This is a genomic window from Natronomonas aquatica (genome assembly GCF_024449025.1).
Taxonomy (GTDB): domain Archaea; phylum Halobacteriota; class Halobacteria; order Halobacteriales; family Haloarculaceae; genus Natronomonas; species Natronomonas aquatica.
Genome location: NZ_JAHLKM010000011.1, coordinates 14,737 through 41,033, shown reverse-complemented (window position 1 = coordinate 41,033; position 26,297 = coordinate 14,737). Strand labels below are relative to the sequence as shown.

The following is a 26,297-nucleotide window of genomic DNA, read 5'->3' as shown; positions in this document are numbered from 1 at the left end:
ATTAAAATTGTGCGGATACCTGATGGGGATTATTCGTTGAGACCGAGGTTCTCGATCAGCGTGCCCATGGTCTCGTACTGTTCGTCCATGAAGTCAGCGAACTCGTCGGAGGTTCGGTGCACCGTCCCGAAGCCCTGCTCCTCCATGAAGCTCTGGAACTCCTCGCTCTCGTAGACGGCGGTGAACGTCTCCTCGAGGAAATCGAGCCGTTCCTGCGGGACGTCGAGCGGCGCTCCGAGACCACGCCAGGCACCGAAGGACCAGTCGATACCTTCCCCCTGGAGGGTCGGGGCGTCCGCCCAATCGAGCGGCTCCTCGCTCATGACCGCCAGGAGTTTCAGCCCCTCATCGAGCAGCGGCCGGACTTCGACGGCGCTTGCCGCGGTGGCATCGACCTCGCCACCGAGGACCGCCTGTGCGGCCGGGTTCCCGCCGTCGTACGGTACGTGTTCGAACTCCGCGCCGGCTTCCTGGGCGAACCCGGCCGCCGCGATGTGCCAGACGCCGCCGGTCCCGGCGTTGGAGATGGAGATCTCCCCGGGGTTCTCCTCGGCGGCCGCGACGAGATCGCCGATCGTGTCCCATTCGGCGTCCTCGCTGACCGTGATCGCCGCCGGGTCGGTGTTGTACTGGAGGATGGGCGAGAACTCCTCGTGGTTGATGTCCGCGATGCCCATGTGTTCGATCTGTGTGATCGTGATGTCCAGCGTGCCGATCACGTGCCCGTCGGGGTCGGCGTTGGCCATCTCCCGGTGGCCGACGCTCCCGGTGCCGCCGGTCACGTTCGAGACGAAAACGGAGGGGTCGATCTCCTCGCTCCCGAGCTCCGCCAGCTTGCGGCCCGTCCGGTCGGTCCCGCCGCCGGAGGCCCACGGGACAATCATCTCGATGTCCTGTGACGGGTAGTCGCTTCCACCCGATCCGCCGTCGGAGCCATCGTCACCGCCACCGTTGCCGTCGCCGTTTCCGCCGCCGTTGCCACCGTTGCCACCGTTGCCACCGTTGCCACCGTTGCCACCGTTGCCGCCGTTGCCTCCGTTGCCGGAACAGCCCGCTAGGCCGACTCCGGCGACACCGGTAACCCCTGTCCGAAGGAACGTTCGCCTGTCGAAACTCATGCTATCATCTGGCATACGAACAGATGTCAAGAGTCTATGGTTATAAAAATTTCTATAAATAATCATAAAATACGACGAAGGGTATCAGATGGGCCGCTCGCCAGTAAAAACCGGGAGTCTCCCTCGGTAGCGATCGTTTGTCGGTGCGAACCGAGGACATATCGGGGGAGGCTTTCAGGTATACAGGGGCTACCGATCGTGACGGGAGACCCCTGTCCGCGAAACCCCGTCGGCACCCGAGCGGAAGCCACCCACCGTTAGAGTAAAGAACGCGCGAGGAAAACCGCCGCACAATCACGAACAATGACGAAAGATATCGAGGCGCTACGCGACGAGATCGTCCACGAACCCGACGAGGCGTTCGTCGAATCGGCGAACGTCACGGCGTTCATGGAGGAGTACGACATCGCGGATTACGACGAACTCATAGAGCGGACGACGACCGACATCGAGTGGTTCTGGGACGAACTCCCCGACTATCTCGGCATCGAGTTCTATGAACCCTACGACACCGTCCGGGACGACACCGACGGTCCGCAGTTCTCCGAGTGGTACCCCGGCGCCGAGTTGAACGTCGCCCACAACACCGTCGACCGCCACGGCGCCCTCGACAGCGAGACCAGAAACAGGATCGCCTGCATCTGGGAGGGCGAGGACGGCGAAGTCCGGGAGCTCACGTACCACGAACTCCACAGGGGGTCCAACCAGGTCGCGAACTACCTCGAGTCGGTCGGGATCGAGACCGGCGACACGGTCGGACTCTACATGCCGATGGTCCCGGAGGTCATCTCGATCCTCTATGGCTGTTTCAAGGCCGGCGCCATCGCCGTCCCGATCTTCTCGGGGTTCGGCGTCGACGCGACCGCCACCCGGATCGACGCCTCGGCGTGTTCGGTGCTTTTCACCGGCGACGGCTTCTACCGCCGGGGAGACGAGATCACACTCAAAGACGCGGCCGACGAGGCCATCGACGAGGTGGGCCACGTCGAACACACCGTCGTCTACGACCGGCTCGGCGCGAGCGACGACGACGGGATCGAGATTCCCTGGAACGACGATCGGGACGCGTGGTGGGCCGACGCCGTCGAAACGCAGTCCGACGAGTACGAGACGAAATCCCTCGACAGCGACCAAGAGTCGATGCTCCTGTACTCCTCGGGGACGACCGGCAAGCCGAAGGGGATCGTCCACACCCACGCCGGCGCCCTGCTCCAGCCGGCCAAGGAGGTGTACTTCGGGTTCGATCTCAAGCCCGCCGACCGGTTCTTCTGGGTCTCGGATATCGGCTGGATGATGGGGCCGTGGTCGCTCATCGGCACCCACACCTTCGGCGGCACGGTCGTCATGTACGAGGGTGCCCCGGACCACCCCCAGCCGGATCGCTTCTGGAAGCTGATCGACCGGCACGGAATCACCCAGTTCGGCATCTCGCCGACGGCGATCCGGGCGCTCCGCAAGCAGGGCGACGAGTGGATCGAGGGCCACGACCTCTCCAGTCTCCGACTGCTGGGTTCGACCGGCGAGCCGTGGGATCCCGAGTCGTGGCTGTGGTTCTACGAACACGTCGGCGGCGGCGAGACGCCGATCGTCAACATCTCCGGTGGCACCGAGATCGTCGGCTGTTTCCTGATGCCGATGCCGACCCAGCCGCTGAAGCCCTGCACGCTCGGCGGGCCCGGACTGGGGATGGACATCGACATCGTCGACGAGACGGGCGAGTCGATCAAGGAGGACAACGAACGCGGCTATCTGGTCGCCCGCGATTCGAACCCCGCGATGACCAAATCGCTGTGGGGCGGCGACGAGCGGTACCTCCACGAGTACTGGTCGGCGTTCCAGGATCCGCCGATGTGGAACCACGGCGACTGGGCCCAGAAGGACGAAGACGGCTTCTGGTTCCTCCACGGGCGGGCCGACGACGCGTTGAACGTCGCGGGCCGGAAGGTCGGCCCCGCCGAGATCGAGGGGGCGGCGATGGAACACGACGACGTCAACCAGGCCGCCGCTGTCGGCGTTCCCGACGACACGACCGGGACCGCGGTCGTGCTGTACATCGTCGTCGAGGAGGGCGTCGAGGAGACCGAGGGGCTCCGCGAGGAGATCCGCGAACTGGTCGGCGAAGAACAGGGCAAACCGTTCCGACCCCGGGAAGTGCGGTTCGTCGACGAGTTCCCCAAAACACAATCCGGGAAGATCATCCGACGGGCGATCGAGGCCACCTACACCGGCGAGGACCTCGGTGACATGAGCAGCATCGAGAACCCCGAAGCGCTCGAGGGGATCGAAGAGGCACGGTAGTCGTCCCGTCCGTCTCCGGCCCGTTTGCCGCCGACAGACGCGTTATTCTGGGGGACACAAACAACTAATGCGGTGGGCGACCCAGCGAAACTAATGACCTCCGAGACGAGTACCGAACACTCGATGATCTCCGCGACGGCGACGGAGATCGCGACCGAGTTCGGTCCCGAGTACTGGCGAGAAAAAGAGGAGAACGGGGAGTTCGCGGCGGGCTTTTGGGACGAACTCGGCGAGGCCGGCTTCCACGGGCTGCTCGTCCCCGAAGAATACGGCGGGGCCGGCATGGGAATGGGCGAACTCGGCCTCGCGATGGAGACGCTCTGTGCGGAGGGCTGTGGAATGGCCGGCACCTGGTATCTGGTGTTGACCGCCGGCATGGCGACGGTCGGGCTGAAAGAGCGCGGCACCGGCGAACAGAAAGAGACGTATCTCACCGACATCGCGGCCGGCGACCGGAACTTCTCTATCGGGATCACCGAACCCGAGGCGGGGACGAACACCCTCAACGTCGCCACTCGCGCCGAGAAGGACGGCGACGAGTACGTCCTCAACGGCCAGAAGGCCTGGATCACCTTCGCCGACCGGGCCGACAACATGATACTCGTCACGCGGACGACGCCGCGCGATGAGGTCGACCGCGGGACGGACGGGATCAGCCTCCTTATCGTCGACATGGACTCGCCGGGAATCGACGTCTCGCCGATCGAAAAACACGCGATGAACTACTCGAAGTCCTGTGAGGTGTTCTTCGAGGACGTCCGCGTCCCCGAATCGAACCTCCTCGGCGAGCGCGACGAGGGGTGGTGGGCGCTGGTCGAGATGCTCAACCCCGAGCGGATCGGCTTTGCGGCCGCCGGCACGGGGATCGGCAAACTGGCCGCCGACGCCGCGATCGAGTACGCCAACGACCGGGAGGTCTTCGGCGCGCCGATCGGGACCCATCAGGCGGTCTCCTTCCCGATCGCGAAACCCTACGCCCGCATGGAAGCGGCCGTCCAGATGCGAAAAAAGGCCGAACACCTCTACGAGCAGGGCGAGCCCTGCGGCTACGAGACGAACGTCGCGAAGGCGACGGCCGTCGAGGCCGGCATCGAGACGGTCAAACAGTCGATGCAGGCCTTCGGTGGCTGGGGGTACGCCACGGAGTACGACGTCGAACGGTGGTGGCGCGAAATCAATCTGACCCGGCTGGCGCCGGTCACCCAGCAGATGGCGTACAACCACATCAGCCAGGAGATCGGCTTCCCGAGAGCGTACTGAGCATGCTCGGGACGGACGCTCTAAGCGGGAGGGAGCGATGAAGGTCAGTGTCAAACGCGAGATGACGGCGGAGACGGCCCGGGCGCTCGCCGAAGCGCTCGTTGCGCGGTTCGAAGAGGACGTGACGGTCGTCTCGGCCGACGACGAGGAACTCGGGACGGCGAGCTACGACGGTGGCGACCGCGGCGACTCCGCGGGCGGAGCCGAACCGGAACCGGAACCCGATCTCGGCCCGACCGAACGTGAAGAACGGCTGTGGGAGGAGATCGGGGAGATCGAATCCGGCGGCAAACAGAAGTACAAAGACCAGCTCCCCGAACAGGGCAAGAAGTTCGTCCGGGACCGCCTGGAGTTGTGGTTCGGGGAGGAGGGCTTTCTCTTCGAGGACGGGAAGTTCGCGGAGTTCGACGCCGAGGACGTGCTGCCGGCCGACGGGCTCATCACCGGCGGCGCGGCGTTCGAGGGCCGCGATCTTCACTTCATGGCCAACGACTACACGGTCAAGCGGGGCAGCATGGCCGCCAAGGGCGTCGAGAAGTTCCTCCGGATGCAACAGCGCGCGCTGAAGACCGGGCGGCCGGTGTTGTACCTGATGGACTCCTCGGGCGGCCGGATCGACCAGCAGACGGGCTTTTTTGCCAACCGGGAGGGCATCGGGAAGTACTACTACAACCACTCGATGCTCTCGGGACGGGTGCCACAGATCTGTGTGCTGTACGGCCCGTGTATCGCCGGGGCGGCCTACACCCCCGTCTTCGCTGATTTCACCGTCATGGTCCGGGGGATGAGCTCGATGGCGATCGCCAGCCCGCGGATGGTCGAGATGGTCACCGGCGAGGAGATCAGCCTAAAGGAGCTGGGCGGTCCCGACGTCCACGCGAAACACTCCGGCAGCGCGGATCTCGTGGCGGAGGACGAGGAACACGCCCGCGAACTCGTCGCCCAGTTGATCGGCTACCTCCCGGACAACAGCGACGAGAAGCCGCCCCGAACCGGGGGGAAGCCGCCGGCATCTCCCCCGGAGGAAATCGACGGCGTCATTCCGGAGGCACCGAACCGGGGGTACGACATGGTCGATCTCATCGACCGGGTCGTCGACACCGGCTCGTGGTTCGAACTCAGACCGGAGTACGGCAAGGAGATCCTCACGGGATTTGCCCGCATCGACGGCCGGCCGATCGGGATCGTCGCCAACCAGCCCGCCCACCGGGCCGGCGCGATCTTCCCCGACGCCGCCGAGAAGGCGGGGGAGTTCATCTGGACGTGTGACGCCTACAACGTCCCCCTTCTGTACCTCACGGACACGCCGGGATTTATGGCCGGCTCGGGGGTCGAAAAGGAGGGCATCTTAGAGCAGGGCAAGAAGATGATCTACGCGACCTCCTCGGCGACGGTGCCGAAACAGTGTGTCGTCGTCCGGAAGGCCTACGGCGCCGGCATCTACGCGATGTCCGGGCCGGCGTACGACCCCGAATCGACGCTCGCGCTGCCCTCGGGCGAGATCGCGATCATGGGGCCAGAAGCGGCGATCAACGCCGTCTACGCCCGCAAGCTGGCCGAGATCGACAACGAGGCGGAACGGAAACAGACGGAAAAAGAGCTCCGCGAGCAGTTCCGAGAGGACATCGACGCCCGCCGGATGGCAAGCGAGGTCGTCATAGACGAGGTCGTCCCGCCGAGCACGCTACGGGAGGAGCTTTCGAACCGCTTTGCGTTCTACGAAGGCATCGAAAAGGAGCTACCGGACAAGAAACACGGCACCGTCCTGTAGGGACGGAGACGACACATGACCGGAAAATACTACGAGGAGTTCGAGGTCGGCGAGACCATCGAACACGACAAACGGCGCACGATCTCGGAGGCCGACAACCAGGCCTTCTGCGATATGACGATGAACCAACAGCCGCTGCACCTCGACGCCGAGTTCGCCGCCGGCACCGACTTCGGCGAACGGCTCGTCAACGGTCTCTATACGATGAGCCTCGCGGTCGGGCTGACGATCCCCAAGACGACAGACGGGACCATCGTCGCCAACCTCTCGTATGACAACGTCGAACACCCCAACCCCGTCTTTCACGGCGATACGATCCGGGTCCAGTCGACGGTGACGGACAAACGGGAGACCAGCGACGGCGAACGGGGCATCGTCACGATGCGCGTCGAGGTGTTCAAAGTGAACGATCCGGAGGAACCGCTGGTCTGTTCGTTCGAGCGGACGGCGCTGTCGTTAAAAGAACCGTCGGGCTGATCCGCTCTGTTCGATCCGCCGACTCACGCGCTACCCCGAGACGTCTCCCGGCGGCGATAGGTCCCGTCCGAACTCGTCGAACTCGTCGAAAGACTCGGGGAACTCCGTCGGCAGCCGTCTGCTTTCACGGTTATCCGGGAGCGGACCGAGATCCTCGGCGACCGATTCCCATCCCGGCTTGATTTTGACGCTCTTTGCCGGTGACCCGGTCACGATGTGGTGGGCTGGCGCATCGCCCAGCGTCGTCGCCCCCGCGCCGACCATCGCGTTTCGTTCGATACGACAGCCGGCGCTGATCATCGACCCGTACCCGAGTCGGACGTCGTCTTCGAGGATCGTCTCGTACGTCGTGACGTCCGTCTGGTCGACGGTGTCGTGGGCGTGGGTGTGGACATGCGTCCGGTCCGCGATAGAGACCCGATCGCCGATCGAGAGCTTCCCGCGGTCGTCGAGGAGTACGTCGTTGTGGACGACGACGTTATCGCCCATGTGGATGTTGTGTCCACACTGGATCTTGATGTTGCCGAACAGACGGAGCCCCTCACCGGCCTCGGCGAACAGGTGGTTCGCGAGCATCTGCCGGAACGGAAGCGCGAAAGCGAGGTTGTTCGACAGCGGCGACAGATCGAACCCTTCCCAGAGATACCGTAAACACTTCGTCTCCTGTAGTGCCGATAGCTCCTGCTCGGCCCAGTGTTCGGTCTCGATGAGCGCGTTTTGCGGGTCGTAGCTCCGGAGCCGGATCCGGGTCATCGGCGGCACCGACTCGCCGTTCTGATACCGTTTGTATGCGTCCCAGTCACCGAACAGATCGGCGAGTGTCTCCGCGACGGTCGAAGCGAGGTCCTCCTCCGTAAGCCGGGTATCGATGTGTTCGATCGTTTCGTCGATCGTCGCTTGGGTCTCCGGTGGGACGTCGACGTGGCGTTTCGTCATGGTGTTTCCGGATTCACCGTCGAATGCCGTCTCGATTCACGTGGGGAAGCACAAATTATCATACGATCGTTTTGTATTTTTTCTCTCATACGAATATATACGTGGTCTATAGTCCTTAAGAGTGGATTTCAGAACATTTTTTGCCAGGTGGATGTATAATATTGAATCTGTTTTCGTCTGACGGTAGAAACAAAAGGCGTCACCAGAGGCGCCGATCAAGCAGTGACGAGCGTCTCCTGATAGGAGCCGTAGTGCTCTTCGAACACCGCCATGATCTCGCCCATCGTCGCGTAGGCCTTCACGGCCTCGATGATCGATGGCATGACGTTGTCGTCGTTCTCGATCGCCGCCGAGACGGCATCGAGGGCGTCCTCGACGGCGGCGTCGTCCCGTTCGGCTTTGACTTCCTCGAGCCGTTCGAGCTGTCGGTCCCGGGTCGCGGGGTCGACTTTGAGGATGTCGGGGTCGGTCTCCTCCTCGATTTCGTAGGCGTTCACGCCGACGACGGTCTCCTCGCCGGCATCGACGCGTTTCTGGTACTCGTAGGCGGCCTCCTGGATTTCCCTGTGGAAGTAGCCGTCCGGAATCCCCTTCAGGACGCCGTCCCGAACCGAGCCGTCGCCCATCTCCTTGATCTCCTCGAGATAGTCCGTGATCTCTGCTTCCATCTCGTTCGTAAGCTTCTCGATGGCGAAACTGCCGCCCATCGGGTCGACGATGTCGGCGGCCCCGGACTCCTCGGCGATGATCTGTTGGGTTCGGAGGGCGACCCGGACGGCCTCCTCGCTCGGCAACGCGAGCGCCTCGTCGTAGCTGTTCGTGTGCAGCGACTGGGTGCCGCCCAGCACCCCCGCAAGCGCCTGGATCGTCGTCCGGACGATGTTGTTCAGCGGCTGTTGGGCGGTCAGCGACTGGCCCGCCGTCTGTGTGTGAAACTTCAGTCGCTTGGATTCGTCGCGTTCAGCGCCGTACCACTCCTTCATTACGCGGGCGTAGACGCGCCGGCAGGCCCGGAACTTCGCGACCTCCTCGAAGATGGAGTTGTGGGAGTTAAAGAAAAACGAGAACAGCGGCGCGAACTCGTCGATGTCGAGCCCGCGGTCCAGACAGTCCTCGGCGTAGGCGAACCCGTCCGCGAGCGTGAAGGCGGCCTCCTGGGCGGCGGTGGAGCCGGCTTCCCGGATGTGATACCCCGAGATCGAGACCGGGTGGAACTTCGGCGTCTCCTCGACGGCGAACTCGATGGTGTCGGTGACGACATCCAGCGACGGCTCCGGCGGGATCACCCACTCTTTTTGGGCGATAAACTCCTTGAGCATGTCGTTTTGGAGCGTCCCGCGGATCTCCTCGCGGTCGAGACCCTGCTTGTCGGCCAGCGCGATGTACATCGCGTAGATGACCGGCGCCGAGGGGTTGATGGTAAAGGAGGTCGAGACCTCGCCGATGTCGATGCCGTCGAAGAGGATCTCCATGTCCCGGAGCGTGTCGACGGCGACGCCCTCCTTGCCGACCTCCCCCTCGCTCATCGGGTGATCGGAGTCGAGCCCCATGAGGCTCGGCATGTCGAAGGCCGTCGACAGGCCCGTCTGGCCCTCGTCGATGAGGTAGTGGAACCGCTCGTTGGTCTCCTCGGCGGTCCCGAAGCCCGCGAACTGCCGCATCGTCCAGGTCCGGCCGCGGTACATCGTCGGGTAGGCGCCCCGCGTGTAGGGCGGTTCACCGGGGAAGCCGATGTCCGTCTCGAAGTCGACGTCCGCGATGTCTTCGGGGGTATAGAGTCGGTCGACCTCGTGGTTCGAGACGGTCGCAAAGCGGTCCTTCCGTTCGCCGCCCTCTATGAACGGATCGAGCGTCTCGGCCTCCCAGGCCGTCCGGCTCTCCCGGATCGTCTCCAGATCGTCCTCGTCGAACATTGAGGCCAAAGAGTGCGTCCCGGCGCAAAAGGGTTGCCGTTAGTATACTTTTTCGGACAGTAGGGCCCCGCCGACCGCCGGAGAACGTCCAACCATGCGTCCGGAACGTTTAATCGCGGCCTGGCCGTGAGCCCGCCCATGACACCGGATCTCTCCTCTGTCACCCGGATCGGGGTCGTCGGTGCCGGGACGATGGGTAGCGGCATCGCACAGGTCGCCGCCGTCGCGGGCTACGACGTCTCGATGCGCGATATCGAACGCGAGTACGTCGAAAGCGGGTTCGAGACGATCGAGGACAGCCTCGGACGGCTGACCGACCGGGGACAGCTCACGGAGGCCCAAGCCGGGGCCACACTGGAGCGTATCACGGGCACGACCGACCTCGCGGATCTGGCCGACTGCGACGTCCTCGTCGAGGCCGCCCTCGAAGACATCGACGTCAAACGCGAGATATTCGGTGAACTCGACGGGATCGCCTCCGATAGAGCGGTGCTCGCGACGAACACCTCGACGCTTTCGATCACGACGATCGCGGCCGCGACCGATCGCCCGGAGTCAGTCGTCGGGCTTCACTTCATGAACCCGGTGCCGATCATGGAGGGCGTCGAGGTCGTCTCCGGTGAGAAGACCGCCCCCGAAACCGTCGAGTTCGCCCACGCGTTCGCCGAGGACCTCGGCAAGGAGACCTGGGAATCCGACGACAAGCCCGGGTTCGTCTCGAATCGAATCCTGATGCCGTGGGTCAACGAGGGGATCCGGGCCCTCGACGAGGGCGTTGCGACCAAGGAGGACATCGACCGGGGGATGAAACTCGGGACGAACGTTCCGATGGGACCGCTGGAGCTCGCCGACCACATCGGGCTCGATATCTGTCTGCACGCCACCGAAACGCTCCACGAGGAGCTGGGCGATCGGTACACGCCGGCGTATCTCCTCAAACGGAAGGTCGAGGCAGGGGATCTCGGCAAGAAGACCGGCGAGGGCTTTTACACGTACGATTGACCGGGCGTCCCGACGGGTCGCCTACTCCCCGAGGTGTCTCGCGATGATCTCCTTTTGGATCTCGGAGGTGCCCTCGTAGATGGTCGTGATCTTCGCGTCCCGGTAGTACCGCTCGACGTCGAAGTCCTTCGTGTAGCCGTAGCCGCCGTGGACCTGCACGGCCTCGCTGGCGACGTCGACGGCCGTCTCGCTGGCGAAGTACTTCGCCATGCTCGCCGCCATCGGGTCGACCCCATCTTCGTTCTTCTCGGCGGCGTCGCGGGTCAAAAGCCGTGCTGCTCGGACGTCCGTTGCCATGTCGGCGAGTTTGTGGGCGATCGCCTGGTGGTCGGCGATCGGTTTGTCGAACTGTTCGCGCTCTCCGGCGTACTCGATCGCCGCCTCGAGCGCCGCATGGGCGACGCCGACAGCCTGGCTCGCGATCGCGATCCGGCCGCCGGTCAGAATCGAGAAGGCCGCCTTCAGCCCGTCGCCGACCTCGGTGAGGCGGTTCGCCTCGGGGATCCGCGCGCCGTCGAACAGAAGCGTCGTCGTGTCGCTGGCCCGGAGCCCGAGTTTGTCCTCCTTTTTGCCGACCTCCAGCCCCTCGGTGTCCTTCGGAACCAGAAACTGCGTCACCGACTCGGGTTCGTCCCGGTCGGTCTTCGCAAAGAGGATGACGACGCCGGCGCGTTCGCCGTTCGTGATCCACTGCTTTTTTCCGTCGATGACGTACTCGTCGCCGTCCTTTCGGGCTTCGGTCGTCATCTCCGCCGGGTTCGAGCCCGCCCCGGGTTCCGAAAGGGCGAAGGCTCCGACCGGGCGCCCGTCGGCCATCGCCGGGAGCCACTCCTCTCTGTGGGAGTCCGTACCGAATTCCTCGATACAGGCGGTGGCGAGACAGTGCACCGAAAGCGCCGTCGCGACCGACAGGTCCCCCCGGGCGAGGATCTCGTTGACGACACTGTACGTCAACTGATCGGCGTCGAACCCGCCGTACTCCTCGGAGACGGTCAGCCCGGTCAGATCGAGTTCGGCGAGCCCGTCCCAGACGTCCTCGGGGAACGTCTGCGTCTCGTCGGCCTCGGCGGCGACGGGGCGGATCTCCGCCTCGACGAAATCCGCGACCGTTTCCTCGATGAGCCGCCGTTCGTCCGTGGATGCCATGGCTACCGTATCGGTGCGGACCGGCATAATTCGTGTGATCGCTACGGCGAGCACAACCGGAAAGGGATAAACCGCTCGCCGTCCTGCCACGGATATGGAGTATCACGAGGCGGCGAACTTCCTGTTCGACCTCCGCCGGTATCCGTCTCGGACGGGCGTGATCCCGACGCGGCGGCTGCTCGAGTATCTGGGCTCGCCCGAGGAAACCCTCCGGGTCGTCCAGATCGGCGGCTCGAACGGAAAGGGCAGTACCGCCCGGATGGTCGAGTCAGTCCTCCGGGAGGCGGGCTACGACGTCGGGCTGTACACGTCTCCCCATCTCGACGACCTCCGCGAGCGGGTGCGGGTCAACGGACGACCGGTCCCGAAGGCGGCCGTCGGCTCGTACGTCGAAACGATCGAACCGTACGTCCGCTCGCGGGCGGCCGAGGGCCTTTCGCCGACGTTCTTCGAAGCGATGACGGGGCTCGCGGTCGAGACGTTCGCCTCGGAGGACGTCGACGTCGCGGTGATCGAGGTCGGGATCGGCGGCGAACACGACGCGACGAGCGCGCTCTCGCCGGCCGCCGCGGCGGTCACGAACGTCACGCTCGAACACGCCGACATCCTCGGGGACACGATCGCAGAGATCGCCCGCGATAAGGCCGCCATCGCGCCCGAAGGTACGCCGCTTGTCACCGGCGCGGAGGGGGAGGCCCTCGACGTGATCCGCGAGGTCGCCAGCGACGTCGTCCGGATCGGCGGAACGGACGGAGCGGACGTGAACGTTACTTCCGGATCCCGGACGGCGATCGAACAGCCGGTCACGATCGACGGCGCCGGCTGGCGGGTCGAAACCGCGCTTCCGCTCCTGGGCGCCCACCAGGGCCGAAACGCCGGCGTCGCCGCGGTGTTGACCAGACAGATCGGGGACGTCTCGACGGCCGACATCGAGCGCGGTCTCCGCAACGCCCACTGGCCGGGGCGGTTCGAGATCGTCGACCGCACACCGCTCGTCGTCCTCGATGGGGCCCACAACCCCGGCAGCTGTGCCGGCACGGCCGCGACGCTGGAAAGCTTCGAGTACGAGGATCTACGTCTCGTCTTCGGTGCGATGGCCGACAAGGACCACGCGGGGATGATCGAGGCCCTGCCCCCGGCCGACGCCGTCTACACCTGCCGTCCGGACCTCGAGCGTGCGGAGACGGCCGACGCGCTCGCGGCTGCCTTCGAGGCCGACGGCCGGGCCGACACGGTCGAGCCGGTCGGTACCGTCGCCGGCGCGGTCAGGCGGGCGATGACGGCCGCCGGCCCGGAGGATGCGGTCGTCGTCTGCGGGTCGCTTTTCGCCGTCGCCGAGGCCCGACGCCGGTGGACGCGTCCGCACGTCACGACACGGGTCGATGATCTGGAGGCGGCGGCGGACACCCTCCGGCGGGCCGACGTGACCGCCCCCGAGATCGACCGGGCACGGTCGGGGGGCGTCCATCGGGTCGTTACCACCCGCGTTCGGCCCGACCAGGCGGCCGTACTCGAGCGGGAACTCCGGGCACTCGGCGGCGAGTGTGCGGTCTCCGGCGTCGACGTCCGCGAGCGCGAACTCGTCGAGGCCGTTCTGATGGGAACGCACGCACAGTTCGAGGCGCTCTTCGAGGCACTCGATGACGCTGACAACGGACTTCCGGGCCTCGTGTCCGAACTCCGGCGTGGGCTCGCGGTCGCGGAGGATACCGGACGGGAGACGACGGGCGCTTCCGACCCGACGTACCCCTGGAGCGACGGCACCGCAGTGATGGGGATCCTCAACGTGACGCCGGATTCGTTTTACGACGGCGGTCGGTACGAGACGACCGCGGACGCCGTCGAACAGGCCGAACGCCTGATCGACGCCGGAGCCGACATCGTCGACGTCGGCGGCGAGTCGACGCGTCCGGGAGCCGATCCCGTTCCTGTCGACGAGGAGATCGACCGCGTCGTCCCCGTCATCGAGGCGCTCGATGGGATCGACGCCGATGTCGCCGTCTCCGTCGACACACGCAAGGCGGCGGTCGCCCGGGCGGCCCTGGATGCCGGCGCGGACATTCTCAACGACGTCTCGGGGCTGGAGGATCCCGAGATGCGACTCGTCGCGGCCGAACACGACGTCCCGGTCGTCGTGATGCACTCGATCAACACGCCGGTCGACCCCGACGCCGAGATCGCCTACGACGACGTGGTCCGCGAGACGATCGACGCCCTCTCCGAGCGGGTGCTGCTCGCCGAGAAGGCCGGGCTGGATCGCTCACAGATCGTCGTCGATCCCGGGATCGGGTTCGGGAAGTCCGCGACAGAGAGCTTCGAGTTGCTGGATCGACTCGGGGAGTTCCGCTCGATCGGGTGTCCGATCCTCGTGGGCCACTCCCGGAAGTCGATGTTCGGACTGATCGACCAGAACCGATCGGAGGAACGGCTCGCCGCGACCGTCGCCGCCAGCGCGCTGGCCGCCGAACGCGGGGCCGACATCGTCCGCGTCCACGACGTAGCCGAAAACGTCGCCGCGGTGAAGACGGCGGCGGCGACCCAAAAGCCGGACCGGGTCGAACGGGGATAGCCGAATCCGGATGACCTCCCGGGATCGTATTGATCCGAGCGGTCGGATCCCTCGACGTCCCTCGAGGCCGACCGCGGAACTCGCCGAATCCGTCACGACCCCGTGGTTTTTTTCCTTCGAGCCGGGAAGAGAGGGTATGAAACAGTCAAAAATGGCCGATATGGGCGTTCTCTGTATGCTCAACGAAGAGCCCGGATTGACGAAGAGCGAACTCCAGGAGAGACTGCGGCACAACTTCGGCCGATACTGGGGTGCCGGCACCAGCGTCGTGTGGTCGGCCATCGACCGCCTCAACGAAGAGGGGCTGATCGAATCGGACGTCGAAGCGGCGGGCAACGAGCCGCCGACGTTCGCGATCACCGACGCCGGGAGGGAACGGCTCGAATCGCTGATTCTCGAGCCGGTCGAGGATCTCTTCCACCCGATGCAGCGACCGATGCTGATGATGAAGTTGGGATCGCTTCACCACCTACCCGAGGGGGATCAGGGGCGGATTGTCGACCGGTTGCGGGAGGAAGCACTCGAAGCGCGCGATCACATCGAGACGGTACGGCACAGCCACGACGAGGCGATCGACGACCACGAGCGATACGGTTACCGACGGGACCTGCTCGACCTTCGGCTCCGGCTCGTGGACGAGATCCTCGATTGGCTCGAAGGGATCCAACCGGAGTGACGCGTACCTAGAGGACACGCCCGTTCGGGAGCGACACCGGTTCCCGACGCGGTTTCGAGTCCCCGCCGGGCTCCGAGCCTTCACCGAGCGTCGACGCCGCACTCCCTGAAGAGCTCGACGTACTGGCCCGTGATCGCGGTGTGATCGAACGACTGAAACGCCTTGTCGATGTCGCGAGAGCCCATCGACCACGATTCCTCGATCGCCTCGTCCAGTTCGTCCATGTCGGTCACGCGGAGGCCCCGCTCGCGCCGCTCGACGAGTTCGTGGGCGCTGGATTCGCCCTGAATCTCGACGACGCCGACACACCCGCAGGCCAGCGCCCACAGCAGTTCCTCGGCGAAGGTCGCCCGGCGAGCGGTCTGGACGAACGTATGGCTGCTCCGGTAGACGGCGATCCGCTCCTCGCGGGGGAGATCGCCGACGAACTCGACGCGGCCGGCGAGCTGGAGGTCCCGCGCCTGCCGCTCGTAGGCCGACCGCTCGGGGCCGTCGCCGACGATCGTCGCCGTCCAGTCCCCCCGGTCGCGGAGTTCCGCGAGCGCGAGCAGGAGATCCTCGAGGTTCGAGTCGTCGTCGAGCCGACACGCGTAGGAGAGATCGCGGTGCTCGCCCGGATCGATCGAGGAAACGAGCGACATATCGATCCCCTCTGGGATGACGGTCGTGTTCGACTCGGTCGCCCCGTACTCCCGGACCCGGGTACGCTGGAACTCGGAGGGCGTCGTCACCCGCGTCGGGAGGCTCGCAGCCTGTTCGGTCCACCGCGAGGCCGGAACAGCCGGTTCGTCCCCGTACCAGTCACAGACGAGCGGGACGCGCGCGAGGCGGGCGCCGAGCCACGCCGAAACGACTGCCCCGGCCGGCGACGCCGACGCCAGGATGACGTCGGGACTGTGGCGGGCCAAGAGACCGGGGAGCCGCGTGTAAAACAGCGCCGGATGCTCGAAGGTGACGCCCTCGTGCTCGAGGCCGTTGATCTCCAGCCGCCGGCCGGCCGTCTCCCACCAGGGGAGACAGTAGATCGTCACCTCGTGGCCGCGGTCGTCGAGCGCCGCCGCGAGCCGCCGGAGCCGAACGGCACCGGAGCGCTCCGACTGCGGCGGCGGATCCCTGAAGACGACCGCGATTCGCATACGCCGTCTGTCGGCGGCCTGTATAAAAAATGGTCCGGAACGGGGCCGGAGGGGATCGCTCCAGTTATGTATCTTTTGCCCGTACTCGACGGCATGGACGCGAACGAACCGGCAGATCGTATCCCGACGGGAATCCCGCGAGCCGACGAGGTACTCGAGGGCGGGCTGCTGCCGGAGTCGGCGACGCTGGTGAGGGGTGCCCCCGGTGCCGGCAAGACCATCTTCGGACTCCATTTTCTCACGACAGAACACGGTCGGGACGGCACGAACCTGTATATCAATCTCGGCGAACCCACGGCGTATCTCGAACGGACCGCCGACGGCTTCGGGTTCGATACCGACGCCATCGCGTTTCTCGATCTCTCCCCGTCCGGGGATCAGTTTCGGACCGACAACACGTACGATCTCTTCCGCTCCGGGGAAGTAGAGAACCCCTCGCTGGTCGATGCGATCAGAGAGGAGATCGAAGCGATCGATCCGGACCGGGTCGTGATCGATCCCGTTACCGAGATCAGACACCTCACGCCCGACGAACGCCAGTTCCGGACCCAGATACTGAGTCTGATCGAGTTCCTGAAAGGGGCGGGGGCAACCGTGCTCTTGACCTCCCAGGCCGCCCCCTCGATCCCCGACGACGACCTCCAGTTTCTCGTCGACGCGGTCGTCAACCTGGACGTCGAACGGAACCGGCGGACGCTACAGATCTCGAAGTTCCGCGGCTCGTCGGCAAAGCGCGGCCCCCACACCGTGACGATCGACGACGACGGGATGGCCGTCTGGCCCCAACTCGACCCGAGCGAGCACGGACGGGACGGCGCCATGGAGCGGCTCTCGTCGGGCGTTCCGGAGCTCGATTCGCTCCTCGACGGCGGGATAACGATGGGGACGATCACGTTCCTGAGCGGCCCTACCGGCGTCGGCAAGACGACGACCGGCCTTCACTTTCTGAAGGAGGCTGCCAGCCGCGATCGCCGGTCGGTGCTGTATAGCTTCGAAGAGGGGCGCCGGACCATACTCGAGCGGGCCGAAGCCGTCGACGTCCCCGTCCGGGAGATGATCGACGCCGGCACCCTCACGGTCGAGGAGATCGGCCCGGACGAACTCACCGTCGACGAGTTCACCCACCACGTCCGAACGGAGGTCGAAGACGAATCGGCCGAGATCGTCATGCTCGATGGCGTCACCGGATACGAACGGGCGTTCCGAAACTCCGGCAGTGATCCGGAACACCAGCTCGTCAAGATCGCCCGGTACCTCCGAAACATGAACGTGACCGGGCTGGTCACGAACGAGGTCCACCAGATCACGGGGGAGTTCCGGGCGACCGAGCGGAACGTGAGCCATCTCGCCGACAGCATCGTCGTTCTCAGACACGTCGAGTACCGGGGCGAACTCTGCAAGGTGATCGGCGTTCTCAAGATGCGAACGAGTGACTTCGAGCGGAGCCTTCGGACGCTCGAGATCACCGGCGAGGGGCTGATCGTCGGCGAGCCGCTGTCGGAACTTCGCGGCATCCTGACGGGCACCCCGGACTGGAACGACGATGACGGGTAGTCCGAAAGCGAGGGACGAAAGCGGCACGATCCAGCCCGGAGAGCCGACTGTTATCTATCCACTCGTGTCGGGAAGCGGCAACGACCGCGTTCTCAAAGAGTGGATCGCCGGCCACGACTCGTACCTGCTCGCGAACGACGACCGCCCGATTGTCGACGCCGAGTTCGACGTCTGTGTCGTCGACAAAGACGGGTTACAGCAGTACAAAGACGACCTCAAACAGGTCAAATCGGCAGCCAAGCCCGCGTTGCTGCCCGTTTTGCTTCTCTTGTCCGAGCATCAATCGGACATCATCGAAACCGATCGCGGGGAGATCGCCGATAACGTGCTCGTCTCGACGGTCGACGAGATCGTCTCGCTGCCGATCCGACAGGCCGAACTCGAGTGGCGCATCGGGGCGCTGCTCCGGCTCCGTGACCAGTCGCTCGATCTACAGACACAGACGCGACAGCTCCGCCGGTTCCAGGAAGCTGTCGAGGCTTCGGGCCACGCCATCTTCATCACTGACGCCGACGGCACGATCGAGTACGTCAACACCGCCTTCGAGGAGATCACCGGCTACAGCCGGGCGGAGGTGATGGGGGAGACGCCCGACATCCTGAACTCCGGGAAGATGTCCGTCGAGTACTACGAAGAGCTATGGGAGACTATCTCCTCGGGGTCGGTCTGGGAGGGCGAGATCGTCGACCGACGGAAGGACGGCGAACTCTACACGGCCTACCAGACGATCGCCCCGATAACCGACGACGGCGAGGTGAGCGCGTTCGTCGCCGTCCAGACTGACATCACGGAGCGCAAGGAACTGCGGGACCGCCTCAAACGCCACCGGGACATCGTCCAGCGGCTGGAGGACCCGATCATGCTCCAAGACGAGACGGGGGCGTTCGAGTTGGTCAACGAGGCGCTGGTCGACTTCGCTGGGTGTCCCGAAGCAGAGCTTCTCGGTGGGGACGAACACCAGTTCATGGACGAGGCGACGGCCGATCTGATCGAAAGAAGGAAATCGGAGGTATTCGAGACCGAGTCCCCGGTTCAGTACGCGGTTTCCCCGACGTTCGAACGCTCGAACGAGGAGGCGGTCTTCAGCACGAGGCGGTACCCCTATTACGACGACGACGACGACCTCGCGGGGACGCTGGCGATCTGTCGGGACGTGACCGACCTCGAGGAGCGAACGCGGCAACTGCAGGTGATCGACAACATCCTCCGGCACAACCTCCGCAACGACCTGACGGTGATCCGGGGGCTGGCAGAACAGATCCACAGACAGACCACCGGGACGACGGCAAAGACGGCCGAACGTATCGTAACACACACCGACGATCTGATGCAAACCGGCGAGAAATCGCGAGCGATCACGGACCTGCTCAGCGAGGATTCCGATCTGAAACCGCTCGACGTCACCGCCACCGTCCGCTCGATCGCAAAGGAGATCAACGGGTCCCGATCGGACGTTCAACTGGACATCGACGTCCCCGATCGGGCGTTCGTCTCGACGACGCTCAAGATCAGGGAAGCGATCGAAGAGCTCGTCAGAAACGCCATCAACCACAACGATCGCGAGACGCCATCGGTCGAAATCAGCATCGGAACGAACGACGAGACGGTCGGGATACACGTCATCGACGACGGCCCCGGGATCCCGGAGATGGACCGCGACGTACTCGAGACCGGTCGGGCGATCGACGATCTGTACCACGGGAGCGGGCTCGGGCTGTGGCTGGTGTACTGGATCGTCAGCCGATCGAACGGATCGATCGAGGTCACCGAACGGGACCCGCGGGGAACCGACGTCACGCTGACGCTGCCGCGGTGTACGGAGACGGAGGCGTAAACATGCCTACGACCACGACCGCGACCACGGTTTACGAACGCGCGAGCGCGCCGCTCCGAGCCGGGTTCGGCGTGGAAGCGACACGGGTGACCGATGGATCATAATTCGACACAGACGGACGAACCGGCAGTCATCTACCCGCTCGTATCGAACGTCGGCAACGAGCGGGTCCTCGAGGACTGGCTCGACGACGGGGCCTACACCGTCTATCGGGGGGAGCGACCGGTCACCGACGCCGAGTTCGATCTCTGTATCGTCGACGAGCCGGGACTGCGGCGACACAGAGCGGATATCGCCGAAGCCAGATCGGATGCAAAGCCCGTCCTCCTGCCCGTGCTCCTGTTGTACTCGGGGCAGGGAGAGGATTTCCTCGGTGACGACCACGACGGGATCGAGAGAGCGGTACTCGAGTCGACGGTCGACGAGATCGTCTCGCTGCCGACCCGACAGGCCGAACTCGAGTGGCGCATCCGGACGCTGCTTCGACTCCGCGATCGGTCCCTGGAGTTACAACGCCGGACGGACGAACTCAGACAGTTCCGGGAGGCCGCCGACGCCTCCGGCCACGCGATCTATATCACCGACACCGACGGCACGATCGAGTACGTCAACCCCACCTTCGAGGAAATTACCGGCTACAGTCGGGAGGAGATCGTCGGCGAGACACCCGCTGTCCTCCAATCCGGCGAATGCGACGGAGAGCTCTACGAGGAACTCTGGGAGACGCTTTTGGCCGGCGAGAAGTGGAACCACGAGATGGTAGACGAGACCAAGGCGGGCGAGCGGGTCGTCCTCGAACAGACGATCTCGCCGGTCGTGACCGAGGACGGCGCGGTCAAGAAGTTCGTCGCGGTGGCCCAGGACATCACCGACCGGAAGCGATACGAGAAGCGACTCGAAAGCCAGCGCGACGATCTCGAACTGCTAAACCAGGTCGTCCGCCACGACATCCGCAACGACCTCCAGTTGGTGAAAGGCTACGCCGACATGCTGAAAGAGTCCGTGACAGAGGAGGCCTACGGGGACCTCGAGACCGTCCGGGAGGCCGTCGAGAACGCGATCGATCTCACGGGTAGCGCGCGGGATCTGGCCGACGTGATGCTCCAGTCGGACAGCGAGACCACGACCGTCGACCTCGGATCGACGCTGCAACAGCAGGTCCGAGAACTCCGCGCCGAACACCCCAACGCGGAGATCCGCCTCGAGGAGCCGCTCCCGGAGACGGCGGTCACCGCCGACTCGATGCTCGGTTCGGTGTTCCGGAACCTGTTGAACAACGCGATCCAGCACAACGACAAGGACACGCCGGAAGTGGCGGTCGCCGTCGGGCGCGAAGACGGGTCCGTCAGGGTGCGGGTCGCCGACAACGGTCCCGGGGTCCCCGACGGACAGAAAGCGGAGATCTTCGGGAAAGGCGAAAAGGGACTCGACAGCGCCGGTACGGGGATCGGCCTGTACCTGGTGCAGTCGCTGGTCGACAGCTACGGGGGGGACACCCGGGTCGAAGACAACGACCCCACGGGCGCGGTCTTCGTGGTGACGCTCCCCGTCGCCGAGTAAACCGCCAGGCCGGGGCGACAACGACAACGGTTTTGCCCCTGCCGAGTCTAGGAGGGTCCATGTACGTCCGGGACGCACGCAACCGCGATGAGGCCTGGCTTCTGGATCACATCGAGGCGATGGGCCTGGACGAGACGGCGTTTCGGTCCCGCGATTACGTCATCGCGGTCGACGAGGAATCGAACGCCCGCGCCGGGTTCGGCCGGATCCGGCTCCACACCGTCGACGACGAGGAGGTCTGTGAACTGACGAGCATCGGCGTCCTCGACGGGTGGCGAAAGCAGGGTGTCGGCGCCCACGTCGTCGAGCGACTCGTCGACGGGGCGCGGGCGGAGGGCTTCGACCGGGTGTACGCGCTAACGGGGACCCACGAGTATCTGGTCCAGTTCGGTTTCGAGGGGGTCGCCCCCGAGGAACTCCCCGAACCGCTCGGAGAGCGGCTCGAGGCGAAGCGCGAATCGCTCGATCCCGAGGCCGTGCCGATGGTCATCGAGACCGACGCCTTCGAGATGCCCGACCGGCTCAGAGAGCGCTTCAAGCGGGCCGCCGAGGAGGAACCCGACACGGGACCGGAGGAGACGCCGGAGGACTTCGGGATCGATCCCGACGAGGCGACCTACAAGTACGACACGGGACGGTGACCGGCTACCCCTCGCCTTCGAGTTGGTGAACCCGGTTGACGGCGACCCTGATCGCCTCCCGGAGTCGATCGACGGTCATCGTCCGTTCGCTGGTCGCCCGGGGGTCGTGTCGCTCGTAAAACTCGATATCCTCACCCGCCCGGGACGGGTCGGCGGGCCGAAGAACGAGGCGTGGCTCGGCGGGCGACCCCTCGAACAGCAGTGTCTCGGCGAGCGGTTCCTCGTCGGTCACGACGAGGTCGGGCTTGACTGTCCAGCCGGCGGGGAGTTCGTCGGCGATCCGGTCGGTATCGACGCGGTCGGCGATCGTCTCGACGGGATCGATATCCGAGAGTACGGCCTCGTCTTCCTCGCTCCCGGTCGAACCCGGATAGACAATAGTCGTTCCGTTCGGCTCCGTTTCGTCCCCCGTGTTGTAGTCTGTCATTGGATCCTCCCGAACCGCGCTAGCCGCCGAGTCCGATCGTTTCGCCGAGAACGTAGACCGTCTGATCGGCGATCAACAGGCCGTTTCGTATCGCGACCAACCCGAACAGCGCCGAGAGCGTCAGATAGATCGACACCTGTGCGAACAGCGCGGTCCGCGGAAGCCCGAGCCGTCGGCGGACCTCGAGTCCGAACAGTTCGGCCGCACAGACGGCGAAAAACACCGACGCGGTCCCAAGCACCGTCAGCCCGGTGAACAGCCCCCACTCGACGAAGAGGTGATCGGCGACGGGGTTGGCCTCGGTGATACCCGGGAGGTACTGGAGGCCGACCGCGGTCGTGGCGACATCGGCGAGTTTCGTTCCGACAAGCAGGACAACCCCATAAAAACGGATGGAGCGGTTGTAGCGTTTCCACTCACCGAGCGTCTCCGACTCACCGCGCGACAGGGACCGGGATCGGCGGGCGTTCGATTGTATCGTGTCAGATTGTGTGGACATCGGTGATCGGGCTGGGAGTCGGCTGTTTCAGCTTCCGTATCGAGCAATGAAACGGGAAGTATATATTTATTTCCACGCTAACGCGTCTCACGATCCGTTTAACCGATCGCTAAACTGGTTTTTGCCGGTATAACGCCCGTCCGGATCGTCACAGAGACCTCCCGGAGGTCTTACCGGAATCGGCGATCCCTCGGTGCGCCACAGTCAGGGAGGTCGATCGCTCCCGGCGTGTACTGGGCCCCACGAGCGGCCCTGACGACATTCGACAGACACATCAGTATCGGTCACCGAGTATGTCCAACGTTGTCAACAGACGGAACAGTGGGATCCGAGCGACGGAACGACGACATCCGGAGTGACATGAAAGGAACACTCGACACGAACGACAGGGACGGGGTACAATGACACGGGTACCGATCGCGGGCGTCGGAATGACGGCGTTCGGTGCCCAGGGCGAACGGACGTCCCGGGACCTCTTCGCCGAGGCCGCGAGCAAGGCCTACGACGATTCGGGGCTCGCTCCCGAGGACGTAGAGGAGGTCTTCTACGGTAATTACATGGGCGAACTCGCCGAAGGTCAGGGCCATTCGGGCCCGCTCGCCGCGGAGGCGGCCGGCGTCACGGCACCGGCGACGCGCATCGAGAGCGCCTGCGCCTCCAGCGGCGCGGCGGTTCGCCACGGGGTAAACCGTATCAGAAACGGCGACGTCGACGTCGTCCTGGTCGGCGGCGCCGAACGGATGACGAACCTCTCGACGGCCGACGGGACGGCGGGGCTCGCGGCCGCCGCCGACGCGCTATGGGAGATCAACGCCGGGATGACGTTCCCGGGGGCGTACTCGCTCATGGCCAACCGCTACTTCGAGGAGTACGGCGGGACGCGGGAGGATCTGGCCCACATCGCCGTCAAGAACCACGATCACGCCGTCGAGAACGAACTCGCGCAGTTCCGGCGGTCGATCGACGTCAAGGACGTCCTGACGGCGCCCGACGTCTGCTCGCCGTTCGGGCTCTACGATTGCTCGCCGATGAGCGACGGGGGCAGCGCCGCGTTGCTCGTCAGCGAGTCCTTCGCGGAGGAACGGGGGCTCGACCCCGAGGTCGCGATCGTCGGCACGGGACAGGGCGGCGACCGGATGGCGCTGCAGGATCGCGCCTCGATGGCGCGGGCGCCGGCCGCCGAACGGGCCGCGAGTGCTGCCTACGCCGACGCCGGGATCGGCCCCGACGACGTCGATTTCGCCGAGGTCCACGACTGCTTTACGATCGCGGAGGTACTGGCGATCGAGGCGCTCGGCTTCTACGAGGTCGGCGAGGGGATCGACGCCGCTACCGAGGGTGAGACGGCAATTGACGGCGAGCTACCGATCAACCTCTCGGGCGGCCTGAAGGCGAAGGGCCACCCGGTCGGCGCGACCGGTTGCGGGCAGATCTCCGAACTCACGAAACTGTTGCGCGGCGATCACGTCAACAGCGACGCGGTCGAGGACGCCGAGACGGCGCTCGCACACAACGCCGGCGGGACGGTCGCAAGCTGTGTCGTGACGGTGCTGGAGGTGACACAATGAGCGAGGAAACGCGGGACGCCGGCTACGACGACTTCCTCGACGCCCTAGCCGAGAGCGAGCCGTACTATCTCGAGAGCCCGAGCGGGAACGGCTGGCTGCCGCCCCGGCGGATCGACCCCGAGACCGGCGAGCGGGAGTTCACCGAGGAGCCGTTGCCGGAGACCGGCGAAATCCTGACCTCGACGGTCACACACGTCGCCGGGCCGTCCTTCGCGGCGGACGCCCCCTTCGTCGTCGCGGTCGCGGACTTCGGGCCCGTCCGGATCACCGGACAGGTCCGTGGCGTCGACAACGAGGACGTCGAGATCGGCCAGACGATCGAGATCGGCATCGGAGAAAGCGAAAGCGGCGATCGGCTCGTCGTCTTCGAGCCGGTATAGGTCCGCGGGTCGTTCAAACTGTCTCGACGCCGGAGATCTCGAAGCGGGCACCGCCGGCGTCGCTTTCGGTCGCATCGATCGTCCAGCCGTGGGCCTCGACGATCTCCTCGACGATCGCGAGCCCGAAGCCGGTCCCGGAGTCGGTCTTCGAGTAGCCCGGTTCGAACACCTTCTCCCGCTCGTCTTCGGGGATTCCGGGGCCGTCGTCGGCCACATAGAAGCCGTTCGGCAGATCCTCGACCCGGACGGTCACGTCCTCGCCGGCGTGCTCGACGGCGTTGGCAAAGAGGTTCTCGAGGACGTGCCGGAGCCGTTCGGGGTCGGCCTCGAGCGACAGCCCCGTGGTGGCACGAACCGTCGCCTGCTCGGGCGTCACTGTCCGGAAGCAGTGATCGGCGACGGCGTCGAGATCGACCGGCTCCGTTTCGTCGACGACCCGCCCCTCCCGGGCGAGCGTCAGGGTAGCGTCGATGATCTCGTCCATCCGGGTCAACGCGTCGCCGATCGGCGGGAGGTGTTCGCTGTCGCACTCGGCCATCGCCATCTCGAGTCTGGCGTCGGCGACCGTGATCGGCGTCTGGAGGTCGTGGCTGACGATGCTAGCGAACTCCTCGAGTCGCTCGGTCTTCTGTTCGAGCTCGCGCTCCCGGCGCTTCCGTTCGGTGATCTCCCGGGAGTTGATCACGTACCCGCCGTCGCGGAACTCCTCGTCGGCGCTGGTGACCGACTCGAGCCAGACCCACGAGCCGTCGGCGTGCTCGACTCTGTACTCTTGGGTTACCGTTCCCTCGCCCTCCTCGACGAGGCTGAAAAACCCCTCGGACACGCGCTCTCTGTCGTCGGGATGGACGTGATCGACCACTTTCGTCCCGACCAGCTCCTCTTGGTCGTACCCGAGGACGCGTTCGATCGCCGGGCTGTGGTACTGGATCCGGCCCTCCCCGTCGATCGCGGTGATCACGTCCGGAGAGTGTTTGAGAAAGGACTGGAACCGGTTTTTCACCCGTTCGAGCTCCTCGTTTCGGCGTTCGAGTTTCTGTCCCGCCCGGTACTGCTCGACGGCGTTCGTGATCCGGTTGGCGAGAAGCGAGTAGTGATCGGTCCCGCCCTGTTTCTGGATGTAATCCGTCACGCCCGCAGAGATCGCCTCGCTCGCGATTTCCTCGTTTCCGCGTCCCGTCAAAAGCAGAAACGGGAGCTCGTCGTCCTCCTCGCGGACCGAATGCAAGAACTCTAGCCCGTCGGTTCCCGGCATCGAGTAATCGGAGACGACACAGTCGATCGGTTCCTCGCGGACGGTCTCGAGACCGGTTTCGGCGTCGCGAGCGGTTTCGATAACGAGACAGTCCGTCTCGCGTTCGAGGACCGTCGAGAGCATCTCCGTGAAGGACGGGTCGTCGTCGACGTAGAGGACGCGGGCGGGGTCGGTTGTCACTCCCATCGGTAATACCTCCCAGAGTCACTCATCTCATACCCCCCATCTTCAGGGGATATATTCGTCATAGTATATAAAAACCGGGGGCGATATCGAA

At 65.1% G+C, this 26,297-nt stretch carries 21 protein-coding genes; 13 read left to right on the top strand and 8 right to left on the bottom strand.

The window, feature by feature from the left end:
* Nucleotides 1–29: 29 nt before the first annotated feature.
* Complete coding sequence (locus KM295_RS09590) at nucleotides 30–1,133, bottom strand: tripartite tricarboxylate transporter substrate binding protein (RefSeq protein WP_256029730.1); 1,104 nt, start codon at nucleotides 1,131–1,133, stop codon at nucleotides 30–32.
* Between the two features lie 288 nt (nucleotides 1,134–1,421).
* Here KM295_RS09590 and KM295_RS09585 point away from each other — a divergent pair, with 288 nt between their 5' ends.
* The 4 genes from KM295_RS09585 to KM295_RS09570 all read left to right on the top strand — a co-directional run bounded on the left by KM295_RS09585 (nucleotide 1,422) and on the right by KM295_RS09570 (nucleotide 6,924).
* On the top strand, nucleotides 1,422–3,416 hold the full coding sequence (locus tag KM295_RS09585) for an AMP-binding protein (protein WP_256029729.1): 1,995 nt from the start codon (nucleotides 1,422–1,424) through the stop codon (nucleotides 3,414–3,416).
* A gap of 93 nt (nucleotides 3,417–3,509) precedes the next feature.
* Nucleotides 3,510–4,676 carry an acyl-CoA dehydrogenase family protein gene (locus KM295_RS09580; RefSeq protein ID WP_256029728.1) on the top strand — a complete coding sequence of 389 codons (1,167 nt, stop codon included), beginning with the start codon at nucleotides 3,510–3,512 and terminating at the stop codon, nucleotides 4,674–4,676.
* Between the two features lie 37 nt (nucleotides 4,677–4,713).
* Nucleotides 4,714–6,447, top strand: a complete 1,734-nt coding sequence (locus KM295_RS09575; RefSeq protein WP_256029727.1) for an acyl-CoA carboxylase subunit beta — start codon at nucleotides 4,714–4,716, stop codon at nucleotides 6,445–6,447.
* Nucleotides 6,448–6,462: 15 nt separating this feature from the next.
* Nucleotides 6,463–6,924, top strand: coding sequence for a MaoC family dehydratase (locus KM295_RS09570; protein ID WP_256029726.1), 462 nt, complete (start codon nucleotides 6,463–6,465; stop codon nucleotides 6,922–6,924).
* 30 nt (nucleotides 6,925–6,954) lie between these two features.
* On the opposite strand, the gene KM295_RS09565 is transcribed toward KM295_RS09570, so the two are convergent.
* On the bottom strand, nucleotides 6,955–7,860 hold the full coding sequence (locus KM295_RS09565) for an acyltransferase (RefSeq protein WP_256029725.1): 906 nt from the start codon (nucleotides 7,858–7,860) through the stop codon (nucleotides 6,955–6,957).
* A 215-nt stretch (nucleotides 7,861–8,075) separates the two neighbouring features.
* Nucleotides 8,076–9,773 (bottom strand): acyl-CoA mutase large subunit family protein, encoded by a 1,698-nt coding sequence (locus KM295_RS09560; protein ID WP_256029724.1) that lies wholly within the window; start codon nucleotides 9,771–9,773, stop codon nucleotides 8,076–8,078.
* Nucleotides 9,774–9,911: 138 nt separating this feature from the next.
* On the opposite strand from KM295_RS09560, the gene KM295_RS09555 reads away from it, so the two are divergent.
* Nucleotides 9,912–10,775: a 3-hydroxyacyl-CoA dehydrogenase family protein gene (locus tag KM295_RS09555; protein WP_256029723.1), complete on the top strand. Its 864-nt coding sequence runs from the start codon at nucleotides 9,912–9,914 to the stop codon at nucleotides 10,773–10,775.
* A gap of 21 nt (nucleotides 10,776–10,796) precedes the next feature.
* Here KM295_RS09555 and KM295_RS09550 read toward each other — a convergent pair whose 3' ends face one another.
* Nucleotides 10,797–11,921 (bottom strand): acyl-CoA dehydrogenase family protein, encoded by a 1,125-nt coding sequence (locus KM295_RS09550; protein WP_256029722.1) that lies wholly within the window; start codon nucleotides 11,919–11,921, stop codon nucleotides 10,797–10,799.
* A gap of 94 nt (nucleotides 11,922–12,015) precedes the next feature.
* On the opposite strand from KM295_RS09550, the gene folP reads away from it, so the two are divergent.
* Both folP and KM295_RS09540 read left to right on the top strand, forming a co-directional pair.
* Nucleotides 12,016–14,490 (top strand): dihydropteroate synthase, encoded by a 2,475-nt coding sequence (folP, locus tag KM295_RS09545; RefSeq protein WP_256029721.1) that lies wholly within the window; start codon nucleotides 12,016–12,018, stop codon nucleotides 14,488–14,490.
* 136 nt (nucleotides 14,491–14,626) lie between these two features.
* The gene (locus tag KM295_RS09540; RefSeq protein ID WP_256029720.1) at nucleotides 14,627–15,166 is read left to right on the top strand and encodes a PadR family transcriptional regulator; all 540 of its coding nucleotides are present in this window, start codon (nucleotides 14,627–14,629) and stop codon (nucleotides 15,164–15,166) included.
* 80 nt (nucleotides 15,167–15,246) lie between these two features.
* Here the strand turns inward: KM295_RS09540 and KM295_RS09535 are convergent, their stop codons facing one another.
* On the bottom strand, nucleotides 15,247–16,302 hold the full coding sequence (locus tag KM295_RS09535) for a glycosyltransferase family 4 protein (protein WP_256029719.1): 1,056 nt from the start codon (nucleotides 16,300–16,302) through the stop codon (nucleotides 15,247–15,249).
* Between the two features lie 93 nt (nucleotides 16,303–16,395).
* Here KM295_RS09535 and KM295_RS09530 point away from each other — a divergent pair, with 93 nt between their 5' ends.
* From KM295_RS09530 to KM295_RS09515, 4 genes are all read left to right on the top strand, one after another.
* Nucleotides 16,396–17,856, top strand: coding sequence for a DUF7125 family protein (locus KM295_RS09530; protein ID WP_256029718.1), 1,461 nt, complete (start codon nucleotides 16,396–16,398; stop codon nucleotides 17,854–17,856).
* Nucleotides 17,846–19,690 carry a PAS domain S-box protein gene (locus KM295_RS09525; protein WP_256029717.1) on the top strand — a complete coding sequence of 615 codons (1,845 nt, stop codon included), beginning with the start codon at nucleotides 17,846–17,848 and terminating at the stop codon, nucleotides 19,688–19,690. The genes KM295_RS09530 and KM295_RS09525 overlap by 11 nt, the downstream gene beginning before the upstream one ends.
* Before the next feature lie 93 nt (nucleotides 19,691–19,783).
* A complete protein-coding gene (locus tag KM295_RS09520; protein ID WP_256029716.1) occupies nucleotides 19,784–21,250 on the top strand; it encodes a two-component system sensor histidine kinase NtrB in 1,467 nt (488 codons plus the stop codon).
* 59 nt (nucleotides 21,251–21,309) lie between these two features.
* Entirely contained in the window at nucleotides 21,310–21,891 is a 582-nt protein-coding gene (locus KM295_RS09515; protein ID WP_256029715.1) for a GNAT family N-acetyltransferase, read from the top strand.
* 4 nt (nucleotides 21,892–21,895) lie between these two features.
* Here the strand turns inward: KM295_RS09515 and KM295_RS09510 are convergent, their stop codons facing one another.
* Together KM295_RS09510 and KM295_RS09505 are read right to left on the bottom strand one after the other, a co-directional pair.
* A complete protein-coding gene (locus KM295_RS09510; protein WP_256029714.1) occupies nucleotides 21,896–22,318 on the bottom strand; it encodes a hypothetical protein in 423 nt (140 codons plus the stop codon).
* Nucleotides 22,319–22,337: 19 nt separating this feature from the next.
* A complete protein-coding gene (locus tag KM295_RS09505; protein WP_256029713.1) occupies nucleotides 22,338–22,817 on the bottom strand; it encodes a DUF5658 family protein in 480 nt (159 codons plus the stop codon).
* Nucleotides 22,818–23,218: 401 nt separating this feature from the next.
* On the opposite strand from KM295_RS09505, the gene KM295_RS09500 reads away from it, so the two are divergent.
* Together KM295_RS09500 and KM295_RS09495 are read left to right on the top strand one after the other, a co-directional pair.
* Nucleotides 23,219–24,385 (top strand): thiolase C-terminal domain-containing protein, encoded by a 1,167-nt coding sequence (locus KM295_RS09500; protein WP_256029712.1) that lies wholly within the window; start codon nucleotides 23,219–23,221, stop codon nucleotides 24,383–24,385.
* Nucleotides 24,382–24,765: a Zn-ribbon domain-containing OB-fold protein gene (locus KM295_RS09495; protein ID WP_256029711.1), complete on the top strand. Its 384-nt coding sequence runs from the start codon at nucleotides 24,382–24,384 to the stop codon at nucleotides 24,763–24,765. The genes KM295_RS09500 and KM295_RS09495 overlap by 4 nt, the downstream gene beginning before the upstream one ends.
* A 13-nt stretch (nucleotides 24,766–24,778) precedes the next feature.
* On the opposite strand, the gene KM295_RS09490 is transcribed toward KM295_RS09495, so the two are convergent.
* Entirely contained in the window at nucleotides 24,779–26,206 is a 1,428-nt protein-coding gene (locus tag KM295_RS09490; RefSeq protein WP_256029710.1) for a sensor histidine kinase, read from the bottom strand.
* Nucleotides 26,207–26,297 lie beyond the last annotated feature (91 nt).